Source organism: Serratia sp. L9, assembly GCF_050632285.1.
Classification (GTDB): Bacteria; Pseudomonadota; Gammaproteobacteria; order Enterobacterales; family Enterobacteriaceae; genus Chania.
The window spans coordinates 2,581,083-2,595,475 of record NZ_CP192591.1 but is presented as its reverse complement, the minus strand read 5'-3'; the positions used below and the strand labels follow the sequence as shown (position 1 = coordinate 2,595,475).

Genomic DNA, 14,393 nt, shown 5'->3' with positions numbered 1-14,393 from the left:
GACATGCCCCTCCCCCTTTGCCAAAGGGAGAGGGGAGTATTCAATCCGCGTTTACGCCGCTTTTGCGTGCTTTTCGTAAAGGAATTTCAATACCTGCCGACGGTAATGGTGATAGGCCGGATCGTTGGCCAGCTCGACACGGGAACGCGGGCGAGCCAGCGCGATCGGCAAAATCTCACCCACGGTGGCCGCCGGGCCGTTGGTCATCATCACTACCCGATCGGACAGCAGTACCGCCTCGTCAACGTCATGGGTGATCAGCACAATCGTGGTGTGCAGCCGCTGCTGGATCTCCATCACCGCATCCTGCAAATGCGCGCGGGTCAAGGCGTCCAGCGCGCCGAACGGTTCATCCAGCAGCAACACTTTCGGCTTCATCGCCAATGCCCGGGCGATGCCAACGCGTTGTTTCATACCGCCGGAAATTTCGTGCGGGCGCTTATGCAGCGCGTGGCTCATATGCACCAGCTCAAGGTTATGTTCGATCCACGCCTTTATTTCGCCTTTACTCATTTGCTGGTGAAACACCTGCCGCACCGCCAGCGCCACGTTTTCAAAGGTGGTCAGCCATGGCAGCAGCGAATGGTTCTGAAATACCACGCCACGTTCCGGGCCGGGGCCAACGATGTGTTGGTTGCCGCACAGCAGGACGCCGCTGCTTGGCAGGGTCAGCCCGGCGATCAGATTCAGTAACGTCGATTTGCCGCAGCCTGAATGGCCAATCAGGCTGACGGTTTCGCCCGGCTCAATATCAAAACTCACCTGTTGCAGCGCGATAAACTCCCCCTGCGGGGTGTTGAAATGCTGACTGACGTTCTGGACCTGAATGATTGGTTTCATCGTTCGCTCCTTAATGGCTCTGATAACTAAAACGTTTTGCCAGCCACATCAGCCCCTGCTCAAGCAACAGCCCGACCACGCCAATCACGATGATGGCAATGATGATGTTTTCGACGTTGAGGTTGTTCCACTCGTTCCAGATCCAAAAACCGATGCCAACGCCGCCGGTCAGCATTTCTGCCGCCACGATCACCAGCCAGGCAATGCCGATAGACAGCCGTACACCGGTCAGTACATACGGCAGCACCGCCGGGAACAGGATCTTGCGCATTACTGTCCATTCCGAAAGTTTCAGCACCCGCGCCACATTGAGGTAATCCTGCGGGATACGCGTCACGCCCTCGGCGGTGTTGAGGATCATCGGCCAGATGGAGCAGATAAAAATGGTCCAGGTAGATGCAGGCTCTGCGCGTTGAAACAGCAGCAGGCCAATCGGTAGCCAGGCCAGCGGGCTGACAGGACGCAGCAGGGAAATGATCGGGTTGAACATATGCGCCAGAAAAGCGAAGCGCCCGAGCATAAACCCGGCGGGAATGCCGACCAGCGCCGCCAGGCCAAAGCCGATGGCCACGCGCTGTAATGACGCCAGCACGTTCCAGCCGATCCCCTGATCGTTTGGCCCGGCAGAGTAAAACGGATCGGCAAACAGCGTCAGCGCCGCCTGCCAGGTCGCCAATGGCGTTGGAAAGCCCTGGCTGTTAAGTGCAGCAATCTGCCAGATGGCAATCATCAGCACCACGCCCAATGTCGTCGGCACCAGCCGATAAAAAACCTGCTGCCAGGGTAAATGGCTGCGTGGGCGGGCAACCAAAGGCGGTTCCGCTGCGATCGATTTGGCCTCCTTCAGCAGGACAATCTGCGCGCTAACCGGTTCTGCGAGTTCAGTTCGTTCAGCCAGATTCTTCATTACCTACCTCTCAACGTTTAAGAGCAAAACTGTCGGCATATTGCGCCGGGTTGCTGCCATCCCAACGCTTGCCGTCGATCAGGGTGCTGGTACGCATCTCGCTGGCTGGCAGATTAACGCTGCCGACGGCGGTGGCCGCCTGGCGGTAGATATCAATGCGGTTGATCTGCTTCGCCACCGCCAGGTAATCCGGTTTGGCGCTCAACAGGCCCCAGCGTTGTTGCTGAGTCAGGAACCACATGCCGTCAGACAGATACGGGAAACTGACTTCACCATCGTGGAAAAAGCGCATGGCATGCGGGTCTTGCCAGGATTTGCCCAAGCCGTCTTCATACTTGCCGAGCATGCGGCCAATAAGGGTTTCCGGTTTGGTGTTGATGTAGGCCCGTCCCGCCAGCGTCTGCGCGGTCTCTTCGCGATTGACATCAGAGCGGTCTATCCAGCGTGCGGCTTCCAGCACTGCGGCGGTCAGCGCCCTGGCGCTGTTCGGGTTGGCGCTCACCCATGACGACGTGGTACCCAGCACTTTTTCCGGATGGTCCGGCCAGATTTGCTGCGTGGTGGCCACGGTAAAGCCAATATTTTCGACAATGGCGCGCTGGTTCCAGGGTTCTCCCACGCAAAAGCCGCTCATATTGCCGATCTTCATGTTCATCACCATTTGCGGCGGCGGCACCACCAGGTTGCGCACATCGTTGAACGGATGGATGCCTGCGTTAGCCAGCCAGTAATAAAGCCACATGGCATGAGTACCGGTCGGGAAGGTCTGCGCAAAGCTGAACGCCCCTTTGGCGCTGGCATCGATATGCGTTTTCAACGCCGCTGCATCCGTGACGCCAGCCTGTTTGAGTTGGTTGGAGAGGGTGATCGCCTGGCCGTTATTATTAAGCGTCATCAGCACCGCCATGTCGTGCTGCGGCCCGGCCGCCCCTAATTGCAGGCCATAGACCATGCCGTACAACACATGCGCCGCGTCCAGTTCGCCGGACAGCAGTTTGTCGCGCACTGCCGCCCAACTGGCCTCTTTGCTTGGAATAATTTTGATGCCGTACTTTTCATCGAACTTCTTCACCGCAGCCATTACCACCGAGGCGCAATCGGTAAGCGGGATAAATCCGACGCGGATTTCCTTTTTTCCGGTGCATCAGAGCCTGCCGCCCAGGCGGCATTCATCAGGCCAGGCATCAGCAGGCTGCCGCCCAGCGCTGCACCACTGACCAGAAAACGGCGGCGTGACAAGGTGGTCATCCCAGAGTATTTGTTGTGCGTCATCAACCGGTCCTTCAAGCGTGGGGATAAAAATAAAAAGGCGCCCAATCAGCACATTCCACCATTGGGGTGAATGTGCTAAATGGACGCCTTTATCCAAAATTGTTGATCAGTGAACCGCCATTGGCCCAGTGACGAGGTAATCAATGCAGCTTGCGTGCCACTTTTATAACTGAAGGTTTAATGGGAGTTTGCAGCCTACCCAACCCTTGATGTGGCGACGTGCTGCACAATAGCGAGGCATTATCTGCACTGGCTACGTGCATATACCTCTTTAGTGATAGGCCTATTTGCCGGGTAAAATATCCACCACCGCAAGCATGGCGCGGGCGATATCGATCAGGCGTTTATTCTGCTCCATCGCCATTTTGCGCAGCAGCAGATGAGCGCTTTCTTCGGTCATGCTGCGATGCTGGATCAACAAACTTTTGGCTCGTTCGATTTCTCCCCGCTCCTGTAAAGCCGTTCGCGTTGCCGCCAACTCTATCGACAGCGCTTGCAGCCGTTGGGATTGCTGCTGGATCATCTCCATGATCGATCGCCCCAGACGCGGGTGAATACCTTCGCTGATCACAGGCTCACCCTGCGGGGTGGCAATAAACACCGCGTAGCCTTCGGTTGCGGTTTGCAACCCACCCCCTTCCTGAGCCAAAGTGCTTTTTGCCGCCGCCAAACCGGCTCGGCAACTGGCCATAAGCGCCTCCTCCAACCGATCTTCAATCTGCTTCATCAGATCGATACGCGCACTGGTGATATCAAACCAGCGCAGGGTGATATCACGGCTATCCGCCAGTTGTGTCTGGGTGCAGGCAATACGCCGTAACCGCTCAAACTCACTATCGCCCTGCTGTTGTATCCGTTGCCACTGCGCCAGAGACTGCGGATCGGCAAACTCAATAAAGCTCAGAAAACAACGCTCTTGCCCTTCGATCAGTTGCAGCAGTTGTTGCTGCGCTTGGGGGTTGAACCGTTGTGCGGCAAAACCTGCGGCCCCGATGGCCCGTTCTTGCCCGGCCAGTTCCTTGCCCTGCATAAAACTGAACATGGCGATCAGCCGACGCGCAATCGCCGGATCGACACAAGCGTCCGCCGCTTCAAATACCAGCGCCAGCAGGCTGCGGATAATCTCGCTGTAGGTGTTCATTGCGTTCGGTTGGGGAATTTGCTGCTGTTGCACCTGAAGGCGCAGCGTGGGCAGGGTGTTGAGGTGATGCAGCGCGCAGGCAATACGGCTGAATAAACGGCTGGCGTTAGCCAGCGGCGCGGTGGCGGCGTCTAACTGCACCAACTGTCGCTGTACCGCCAATTCGGCCTGCTCCACATCACGACGGCGAGCGGCCAGTTGCTGGCTAAACAGCACACCGTGTGAACACAGATAAATATTCGCCGTACCCCGTTCACGTTGCAATACGTGGATCAACTGGCTGACGCGCCCCACCAGTTGCCCCATTTGCAGCAACTGTTGCAGCACGGTGATTTCACAGCGTTTCGACGCCAGCAGAAAATCGCTGACGTTGGGGGGAAAAGCAGGATTTCGGCTCATGAGCAATTTCCAGTCGGGAAAAATTAACCCGATCCTGCAAAAGCCGTGCCGCAGAGTTAAAAGCCGTCCCGGCAGGCTGGATGTTTGCCTGTTAAGCCCACAACTGCGCCCTCCGCTTGTTGAAAAAAACCGCCTCCTGATGGAAAGGAGGCGGCTCGCCTTGAGTGACTTGAAGAGCATTATTTCCAGTCTGGGTTACTCTCAAACTGTTTTCTCAACAACGCTTTCATTTCATTATCGGGTTTGCCCAACCATTGGTATTTGGCGTATTTTTTGGGGTGATCAATCGCTTCCGGTTTATTGGCTACCGCTACCCTTACGCCCCATGCCTGAGACTTGTCAGCTTTGAAAGCGACGACCATAAAGTTGTTCGCGCAGTCATGCGGCTTACAGATATTGCCAATCTGGTAGCTTTGCCCCTGCCAGGTGATGGCCTCTGCGGGTGTTGAAGTGCCAACCCCTTTGCGCGCCCAGCCTGGTAGCTGAGCCTGGCCTTTCACCATATTTTTCCAGCTGGTTTGGTAGCCGGGCTGCTGGATCAGATCCGAAGTAGTGACGGCGACTCGGGCCAAACTGCCCGCGCTAAAACCAACCAGGGCCGCAAACAGGGCTCCCTTCAGCAAATGTATTCCCATCAAGGCTCTCTCCTTCGGTAAATCAAAAAGCGTAGCTCTAAGTGACTCTGACCACAATTAAGTGGGAAAGTTGACTTACCACCAGGCATGGAAATGATGTACTGGCCCGATACCCTGCCCCACCTCCAGGCTATCGGCCTGCTGCAATGCCTGTTGCAGATAGTTTTTTGCTGCCGCAACGGTGTCTGCCCAGTTCTCGTGACGCGGGCGCAACGCGGCCAGCGCGGCGGACAAGGTGCAGCCGGTGCCGTGCGTATGCCGGGTCGCTATACGCGGCGCGCTGAATCGCTGTTCAACACCGGGCATAAACAACCAATCCGGGCTTTCGCCTTCACTCAGATGGCCCCCTTTCATCAAGACCGCCTGGCACCCCATCGCTAACAACGCCTGGCCCTGCTCACGCATTTGCCGTTCGTTTTGCGCCGGGCTACAGGCCAGCAAAGCGGCTGCCTCAGGCAGGTTAGGCGTGATCATAGAAACCAAAGGCAACAACTCACGGCAGATGGACTCCACCGCCTGCGGAGCCAGCAGCGGATCGCCACTTTTTGCCAGCATGACCGTATCCAGCACCACGTAGGGCAAAGCGTAATGACGCAGACGTTCAGCCACCGCCAGCACGATATCCGCATTTGCCAGCATGCCGATTTTGGCACTATCGATGCGGACATCGCCAAGGACCGAATCCAGTTGCGCAGCCACAAACGCCGGGTCGATGTTATACACCGATTGCACGCCTTGGGTATTCTGCGCTACCAAGGCGGTGATCACGCTGGTGCCATAGGCACCCAATGCAGAGAACGCTTTTAGATCGGCCTGGATCCCGGCCCCGCCGCTTGGGTCGGTGCCGGCAATGGTCAGGGCATTAATCCGCTTCATTGCAGATCCTCCGCACGCAGTTGGTAAAGGGCATCAAGGAAAGCCGCGGTAAAGCTGCCGGGGCCGGAACAACGCGCCGTTGCGGCTTCACCGCATAACGCCATCACGCGGCACGCGGTGGTCATATTAATCAGCCTATCGCCCGGCAAACTGCAAAATGCCGCCGCTACAGCCGATAGCGCACAACCGGTGCCAACCACGCGGGTCATCAGCACATTGCCGCCCGTTACCGCCCAATCACGCTCACCATCGGTGATATAATCGGTCTCGCCGGTTACTGCCACAACCGCACCACAATTGCGGGCCAATTCGCGGGCTGCGGTTAACGCCGCCAGTGAGTCATCCTGGCTATCGACGCCACGGCCATGAGCCAGTTGGCCGCCAAGCGCCATCACCTCAGAAGCATTGCCACGGATTGCCGCTGGCCGAAGAGTAAGCAGATGGCGGGCGAATGCCATGCGATATTCCAACCCGCCCACCGCAACCGGGTCCAGCAACCAGGGTTTTCCTGCCTGATTGGCAGCTTCAATAGCGGCCAGCATGGATTCGCTACGTGCTTGGTTCAGGGTGCCAATATTGATTAACAAAGCATCGGCCAGGCGGCTGAACTGTGCAGCCTCTTGAGGCTCCACCACCATCGCCGGGGAAGCTCCCAACGCCAACAGCACGTTAGCCGTAAGCTCTTGCACCACTTCATTGGTCAGGCAGTGAATCAAAGGGGTTGGTGTTTAAATTGGGTAAAACAGGCAGCGGCAAGGGTGCCGGGTAACACATCAGGTCGAGTGAACATATTCCTCCCAACTGGCGTTCAAGAAGGCGGGTACCGGTTGAGATACCGAGACTTCCCTACGCTGGCATAATCCAGATCAAGTCATTTGGCGTTGTCTCATGAAACACCAAGACGTCTAAAATACCAATAAAATCAATAATAAAACAGTTAGATGCTACATCAACATGTCTCATGAGAACTCTAAAAATCCCAATAGCCCTTTGGTATAATTTGGATACATAGGAAAAACTGGATTATACCAATGCTAAAAACAAAAACCGAAGTTCAGCGTTTCTCTGTTCCAGAAAGCAAAACCATGAAAAAGGAAAACGTGTTCAACAACGGGCTAACAGGTTTGTATCTGGTCGCTCGCCGAAACCCCTCTGGCGTTATCACCAAAAGTTGGAGATACATTCATGGCAAGTTCGACATTACGTTAGGCACCTTCCCTGCCAATACTCTAGAGGACGCTCGCCAATAGCACTGCCTACAAGTTGCTAAAGTGAAACGAGGTCTAGCTCCGGGCAGAGGAGACGCTTGTGTACCAGTAGACATGAATGCCCTCTTCACTGACTGGCTGAAAACAAAATGCCCAGAAGCCTCGAAAGCAAATAGACAATCCATCTGGAACAAGCACTGTAAGCCCCTTTACTATCTTCCGCCTAACAACCTGACCTATCAGCATGTTTACTCGCTGCTCATCGCTCTGGGGCCAACCAGGGCAGCCAGTATACGTTCCTCAGAAATTATCTGAAGTACATGATCGAAAAACCGTGGCTGCCGTTATCGGTAAAGTTCGTGAAAACTGCCTGAGTACAAAACAGTACCACACTCTCTGGCACAGCCTTGGCGATACTCCATCACATGCAGCAATGCGTTTTCTGATGGTTACGGGGGCCAGGAAGAGTGAAGTAACAAAGATGACATGGTCCGAGCTGGATCTGGACGCTCAAATCTGGACCCTGCCAGCCACGAGGACAAAAACCCGGCAAGAACCTATCTACCCACTCCCAGCGGTACTCATTGAGTTGTTAAAGGAATGGTCTTGGACCCGAAAAGGCAGCGATAGCCTTGTTTGGGGCTACATTGGTGAGACAACGATGGCACATTCAGCAGAACGCTTACGCCCGATTGTTGGCAATGATTTCACGACACATGATATTCGCCGCAGTGCGGCATCATTGATGAGTGGTGAGGCAGGTATTGATCCGATGGTTGTTGATCTACTGCTGGGGCATAGCGTTAAGGCGGTCACATCCAAAATTCTTGCGACTTACCAACCCAAGGCTTTTCAGGAAAATGTTAACACTGCTTGGCCTGTTTGGTTTAAGTGGTTTCAGCAAGAGATCCAATCCTGCTCACCAAGTTTGAAGTAGAACTGTAATTCAAAATCCTGCTGGGTGAAGTCCACTGTTTAGGTTGTTGGCTTTGCGGCTGAACTAACTAGCGATACTGTTAGGAACCTGCAGCGTGCGCTGATGGTGAGGCGACTGGATTATAAGTAATAACCATCCCAATCGCTGATTGCGGTTTTAATCGCCTAGCTCTCGAGATGGTATTTATTTTATATTAGGAGTATTGCTAATGAGTGTTCAAACTTATAAAGAAAAACCATTTTTGAAGATCGGAGAATACGATAATGAACATGGTGAGTCAGGTTTCACTACGGAAGTAGAGGGGCAGTAGATTAAAATGTAAGCCACCAAGTATTGAAAAGGTTAAGTTTCTTTGCTGTGGTCACTTTTTTCTCTACGAGTCAAATGTGCGCTTATATGTATTTTCTTAACACCAAGGCAATAAGTGTGTTCTACTTTGCACCTGATACCCTAATTTGTTTTTTATTATAACAATTTCTGTCTGGATGAAGTGGAGAAGCTGATCAGTACAGTGGTGTAGCCACATCTGGTTCGGCAATAAAACGCTAGATAACCTGCTGTTGCATAAAAGAAGTCATGGCGTCTGCCAATAATGCAGAACTCATGATGACCAAGAGGATTGGAACTTGATACACCGATAATATCAACAGAAACACCAGCGGCAGCATATTTCACGGCATAATCTGGAACAGCCCATTAAAACGGATCAACTCATCAAGGGTAATGGTTTCAAACTGGTATTGCTGGGGATAAGGTGCTTTGAGCATGGTATTCAGTCCATTTTTTGCACTGTCCCTATTAGATCAAAGTCCTGGCCTCACAGCCAGGACTTTGTCATCAATCTGACCACCTTCTGGAGAGATAGTCTTTTGTTACTCAATAATAATTAATGGTAAATATCAGTTTGCCGTTGGCTTTCCCTGGTGTGGGATCGGTGGCGGTTTGAATATAACGGGCAGCCAGCGGGACACGAATCGTCGGGCTACCGTCTTTCGGTAACGTCATCGCCTGTTCACTTGCAAAATTAAACACGGTTGGCGTTTGGCTTCTATCACCCCAGCCGATCTGGATACCTACACCCGTTGCCGCACCGGCAACCGTCGAGTCGATAGCCATAATGCCATTGGCAGCATCAATCACTGAGGTGGTTGGGGTTAGACGCACACCGATGCTGTTATTGGTTGAGTTGGCGACACTGCCTGTTCCAGTGGTGTAATCAAACAACAGCGTGCTGTTATCCTGGTTATAAAAACCATGGAAAGTCGGGCAGTTAGTCAACGATATTGATGAGTCAATCCACGGTGTGGTCGAATTGATACCTTTGAAATACAGCCTCTTCTCATAAGTACCCAATTCCACGGCCACATCCGGAGTGGTACACGTTTGGGAAGAAATCGTGAGTTGCCCTTGAAGCTCAATATTAAATAACCTAATAGGTAACCCAGCTGTTGCCGGGTGTGAGTTTCCGCTCACTGCTGTTATAGCCGCAGTCGGCAGACTTGACGCATTGAGCGTATAGCTGCCAGGGCTAATTGGGCCGATTTTAATCAAAGAGATATAGAGCGTTCGACTTAAAAGCCTGGCTGAATAGCCCCCGTTTTCTAACGTCCTTTGATAATCCTGTGGAAATTGATAATTCGGTGAACCCAACGCCGCTGCATCAGCAGTATTACTGCGTGAAATCGCCACTCCAACCCCAGGAATATTCGTCTGATAGACCGCTCCCCCAAAAGGACTTCCCGACCAGGTACTCAGTGGTAAAGGTGTGCTGTTAAGAGTTAATGCGATATTAAACCAAAAAGCTTCATCGGCTATCGGTGACAGGCATTCAAACTGCCCGGTATCCGCCTCGCCACTGACCCAGCGCCCTTGATAAATCACCGTACCATTCGGTATATCTGCACCTGCAGAGATCGTCGGCGGGCTCAATTGGAAGGTATCGGTACGCGGCCAACCCGGCTTAATAGAACAGGTCACCGCCGCCCAACTGCTCAGGCTAGTCATGGCCAACAGAAGCCCACCAAAAACACCGATCACTATATTCATCCGCAATTTCATTAGTGACCCCTTGTATCAATGGCAACGACCAGGCTTACCTGCTTTTTCAATCGTGGGTTGGTCCAATCAACTCCCGTACTCGGTAAATCCGCGGCGTTGAGGACATAATTGCCCGGCGTCAGTGGGCCAGTTTTAATTAGCGAAATATTCAGTGCCCACCGTTCAATAGACGGATTTATATTCACTCCAGCCACTAATATCTCAAGGTCGGTATCGTCTGCCTTATAAGCTGGGGCAGCTTGCGTGGCTGGGCCCCTGTCGCTATAACGTGAAATAGCAACACCAATGCCAGGAATATTAGTCTGGTATACGCCGTTGGCAAACGGGCCAATGGTCAGGCTGCTTAGGGGTTGTGGCGCGTTCTCAATACTGATAGAGGTGTTATACCAAAACGTCCCGCCCACCTCGGTACTGGTCGTTTTGCAACCTAATACCCCTTCTAACCCGGTGATCCAGTTCCCCTGATAAATCACCGTTCCTATCGGGATATCCTCCCCCGCAGAAATGGTCGGTGGGCTCAATGGCACCGTAATATTTTGGGGCACTTGCGAAACAGCATTGGTGCAATCTACCGCCCAGGCGCTGTGGCTGGCGATAGCCCATAGCAATCCACTGGCAGCAAATATAGCTTTCTTAATTGGTACTCTCATCATCGATTTCCTACTGCCCAGTTGACTGAACGTGATCAGCCAACCGACAAAATGTGGTTATTAACTGCTCACTGCTACCCGCGTTGAGCCGCTGTTTGCCAACCGTTTTTCCGCTGGCGTGTTGTCACCAAGCGCGGAACAGGTTGAATTAAATTGCTGTATCTGGCTCTGCTTTTGCCCTTTGGCTTGCGGCATCATCATGTAGCTCACTGTGCATTGCATTTCGCTTCCTTCGCCCCATTTGACGCGCAACTGGCCTTTCTCTTGTGCGACACGCGCATAGAGTTGCCCGCCCTGACCGACAGAACCCACGCTGTTGCCTTTGCTGTCAAAGACATCGGCGCCAAACGACAGCGGCTCCCCTTGGTAAGTGGCATTAATCAGAATTGGCGTGCCTTGTTTGGTGGTGTATTTCACCTTCACCACTGCCCCGGAATATGGCGCCACTTTCTGGCTGGTATTATCCAGTTCCACATTGGACGAGGTGCCTTTCGGGTCGATGCTGACGTCGTTCATCTGGTATGGATTCAGATACGGCACCAACGCATAGCCGCGTGAGTCAATGCGCACCCCAGGATAAGACGATACGCTGGCGCCTTCTGCCCCTTTGGCTTCCACCAGCGCGAAGGTGTCCGAGGTATACGGCGTAAACGTCACGCCTCCCGCATGGCCAATCACCGTGCCGTTAATACCGGCAGACGCGCTCTGGTAGCCTTTGCCGGTACTGTAGGTGCTACTCAGAGCCGCCACCGGGCTGCGGTAGTTACCGCTCACTGACCCGCTGGAGCCGATCCCCTGATTGGCATTCATTGCGGTTACGCCATAGCTGAATTGGTTTTCCTGGCCTGCAGTGCCTGAAACGGCGACCTGCTGGCCGGTCCTGCCACTGGTGTCATGGGCCAAATCCAGGCGCAACTGCGGAGTATGGCTCTGGCCACTGCTCCCTAATGGCAGGCTGAAACTCAGCAGGTAGTTGGTCTGCGTCATTCCCAGGCTTGAGTAGCTGCGGTTGGCACTGAGACCGTAAGAGAGACTCTTATAGCGGTTGTTGTATCCGACCTGGTATTGCTTCTCACTGCCTTCTTTGTTCCAATAATTCTGCACCGATCCACTGATATACAGCTGCCCCCAATTTTCGGGTAGGCCTTGCCCGGCCGTAACGGTGAAACGATTTTTGGCGCGTGAAATCCAATCCGGCGAATAGCCCTGTGCAACCGCATCACGGGTTTGCATGGCGGTCATGAAATCCATGTAGCCATTGGTCGAGAAACGGTAGGCGGCCAGTGACAGGTTACTGTTGGTTTCACTGATCAGCTTGCTGTAACTGATCTGATAACTTTGCCCACTCAGCGAATTGCCAGATTGATGCTGTCCGTTCGCGTTGGTGCTGTTGCCCAGATGCGTCCGTGCCTGGGTGACATCGAACGCCAGTGCGCCAATCGGAGTACCGACCGCCGCCCCCAGTTGCAGTGCATAGTAATCCTGGCTGGCCTGCAGACCCCCGTAACCGGTGATGGCATTGGTTAAGCCGTACTGGTAAGTGCCTTGGTATAGAGCCGGTTTTTCACGCAGATTATCGCTGCGTACTTCACCGGCAGTGAGGGAATAGCGTGACGAGCCGGGGCGCAGTAACTGAGCCACGGAGGCGTAAGGCACACTGAAGGTTTGCTCTGTACCATCCGATTCACGCACGGTCACGTTAAGGTCACCGCCGTAACCGGTCGGGTACAAGTCATTAATCAGGAATTCACCCGGTGTGACGCTGGTTTCATACAACACCTGACCGCTCTGGCGCACGGTAACACGGGCGTTGGTGCGGGCGATCCCCCTGATTTCCGGTGCGTAACCGCGCAGGGATTCCGGCAACATGCGTTCGTCGCTGGAGAGCTGAATACCGGTGAATGGCAGCGTATCGAACAGCTGCCCGGTGGTATTCGATTGGCCGATCAGCACGCGGGCTTTTAACTGCGGAATATCACGCTGCAAATAGGTATTGATGTTGCTGTACTCGCTTGGCCCATTGTCCATGCGCGTATAAGAGCCATTATGACGCAGATACCAGGCCCCTACGTTTATCCCGGCATTCACGCCAGCAAACAGTGAGTTGAATGTGGTTCCATGAGAATCACTGGTATAGCCGTTGACGTTATAACCCAGCAGCAAAGCAGGCACGCCACTGTCCCATAATTCCGGGCTTACGGTGCCACGGGCGGTGTTCAGCATGTAAATCTGCGGGATCAGAATATCCAGGCGCTGCTCATTACTGTCGTAATTAACCTGCGCCTCTGGTAGCTGGTTTTGCAGGTCTAGGCATTGATCACCGTTATTCTTCTGGCTTAAAAAGTTCGTCGGTAATTTATCGTAATTAAACGCAATATTCTTAATGATATCGCTGGTCAGACAGGGGTAGACGCTTTTATCTGCCCGTGCATTGAATTCAATATCGGTATTACTGACCAATTGCTCATTAATATACAGAGCGGTTCTATACACGCCAGGTAACGCCGAAGAACCATTAGCAAAGCGGCTGAGGTCTACGGACTTCTCGTCATCAACATTCAGGAAAGAAGCATCGAACTCCAGGTTCTTTACGATTTCCTGTGGGGTATTAACCGCTGTCTCAGCGCTTACACTGGCCACAAAGAACGTCGATATAATGGCCATAGCCAGAGGAGATAGCCGGCTCTGGGGGGCACATTGCAAAGATTTTGACATAATGAAATCCCTTCAAGAACTGATTTCCTGAATAATGATTACTATATTAATTAGATAAAGAGGGGTTAGCTGGTGCTTATTTTATGACAGCGTCAAAAGCATTGACGGCACCATAGTCATTGACGAAACTGCCGATCACTTTATTCCCAGCGCTACCTGGTAATGCCACATTAATCGTGCTGCGCGGGGCCACCATTACGCCGTCGAGTTTTTTACCGTTAACAGACAGGTTCGCGAAAGAAGCATGATATGGCGTTGGATTAGTGGCCTGAAGAGTGTTGCCTTTACTGCTCCAGGTGACCAATTTGGCTGCTTCGTTGGCATTGCCTTGCAACCCTGCCGGGCGATAGAACAGTTTGATACGACTACGGAAAGCCATTTGCAGGCGGTTCTCTGCGGTTTTTGCTTGGCTTTTGGCCGGGATTTCCAATACGTTCAGCCAAAATGCGCTTTCTTTATCCATAGGTAAGTTGCCACCGGCATAGCTGATACGCAGCGTTTGGCCTTTGCTGGCTTCGACCCGATTCATGGGTGGGGTCAACACAAATGGCACCTTGATAGCCGAGGGCTTGGCATTCGCATCGCCGTTATCGATCCAGCTTTGTAACAGCACGGGAGAGGGGCCGCCATTGGTGATTTTGACGCTGACTTCTTTGGCATCCGACGGATAAATGACCCGTGTTCCGCTAATAACCACACTGGCCAGAGCGTTCGCACTGAACAGTGCGGCCGCCGCCAAGGCGCAAATTTGGCGC

General features: G+C 53.2%; 11 protein-coding genes and 2 pseudogenes. 2 read left to right on the top strand and 11 right to left on the bottom strand.

Annotated features, from left to right (window positions below):
- Positions 1 to 51: 51 nt before the first annotated feature.
- The 7 genes and pseudogenes from ACQ86O_RS12295 to thiM form a co-directional block, all read right to left on the bottom strand.
- Positions 52 to 840, bottom strand: coding sequence for an ABC transporter ATP-binding protein (locus ACQ86O_RS12295; RefSeq protein ID WP_431225438.1), 789 nt, complete (start codon positions 838 to 840; stop codon positions 52 to 54).
- A 10-nt stretch (positions 841 to 850) separates the two neighbouring features.
- The gene (gene ntrB / locus ACQ86O_RS12290; RefSeq protein ID WP_431225437.1) at positions 851 to 1,747 is read right to left on the bottom strand and encodes a nitrate ABC transporter permease; all 897 of its coding nucleotides are present in this window, start codon (positions 1,745 to 1,747) and stop codon (positions 851 to 853) included.
- Between the two features lie 10 nt (positions 1,748 to 1,757).
- A pseudogene (locus ACQ86O_RS12285) lies at positions 1,758 to 3,019 on the bottom strand (CmpA/NrtA family ABC transporter substrate-binding protein).
- Positions 3,020 to 3,302: 283 nt separating this feature from the next.
- On the bottom strand, positions 3,303 to 4,559 hold the full coding sequence (locus ACQ86O_RS12280) for a nitrate- and nitrite sensing domain-containing protein (RefSeq protein ID WP_431225436.1): 1,257 nt from the start codon (positions 4,557 to 4,559) through the stop codon (positions 3,303 to 3,305).
- A gap of 179 nt (positions 4,560 to 4,738) precedes the next feature.
- Entirely contained in the window at positions 4,739 to 5,194 is a 456-nt protein-coding gene (locus ACQ86O_RS12275; RefSeq protein ID WP_431225712.1) for an inhibitor of vertebrate lysozyme family protein, read from the bottom strand.
- Between the two features lie 75 nt (positions 5,195 to 5,269).
- The gene (gene thiD / locus ACQ86O_RS12270; protein WP_431225435.1) at positions 5,270 to 6,070 is read right to left on the bottom strand and encodes a bifunctional hydroxymethylpyrimidine kinase/phosphomethylpyrimidine kinase; all 801 of its coding nucleotides are present in this window, start codon (positions 6,068 to 6,070) and stop codon (positions 5,270 to 5,272) included.
- Positions 6,067 to 6,860, bottom strand: a pseudogene (gene thiM, locus ACQ86O_RS12265) (hydroxyethylthiazole kinase). Before thiM ends, thiD begins: the two are co-directional and overlap by 4 nt.
- 241 nt (positions 6,861 to 7,101) lie before the next feature.
- On the opposite strand from thiM, the gene ACQ86O_RS12260 reads away from it, so the two are divergent.
- Both ACQ86O_RS12260 and ACQ86O_RS12255 read left to right on the top strand, forming a co-directional pair.
- Positions 7,102 to 7,320, top strand: a complete 219-nt coding sequence (locus ACQ86O_RS12260) for an Arm DNA-binding domain-containing protein (RefSeq protein WP_431225434.1) — start codon at positions 7,102 to 7,104, stop codon at positions 7,318 to 7,320.
- Between the two features lie 292 nt (positions 7,321 to 7,612).
- Entirely contained in the window at positions 7,613 to 8,215 is a 603-nt protein-coding gene (locus tag ACQ86O_RS12255) for a tyrosine-type recombinase/integrase (RefSeq protein WP_431225433.1), read from the top strand.
- 876 nt (positions 8,216 to 9,091) lie between these two features.
- Here ACQ86O_RS12255 and ACQ86O_RS12250 read toward each other — a convergent pair.
- The 4 genes from ACQ86O_RS12250 to ACQ86O_RS12235 form a co-directional block, all read right to left on the bottom strand.
- Complete coding sequence (locus tag ACQ86O_RS12250; protein ID WP_431225432.1) at positions 9,092 to 10,261, bottom strand: fimbrial protein; 1,170 nt, start codon at positions 10,259 to 10,261, stop codon at positions 9,092 to 9,094.
- Between the two features lie 11 nt (positions 10,262 to 10,272).
- Positions 10,273 to 10,926, bottom strand: a complete 654-nt coding sequence (locus ACQ86O_RS12245) for a hypothetical protein (protein ID WP_431225431.1) — start codon at positions 10,924 to 10,926, stop codon at positions 10,273 to 10,275.
- Positions 10,927 to 10,983: 57 nt separating this feature from the next.
- Positions 10,984 to 13,638, bottom strand: a complete 2,655-nt coding sequence (locus tag ACQ86O_RS12240; protein ID WP_431225430.1) for a fimbria/pilus outer membrane usher protein — start codon at positions 13,636 to 13,638, stop codon at positions 10,984 to 10,986.
- A gap of 76 nt (positions 13,639 to 13,714) precedes the next feature.
- A complete protein-coding gene (locus ACQ86O_RS12235) occupies positions 13,715 to 14,377 on the bottom strand; it encodes a fimbrial biogenesis chaperone (RefSeq protein WP_431225429.1) in 663 nt (220 codons plus the stop codon).
- Positions 14,378 to 14,393 lie beyond the last annotated feature (16 nt).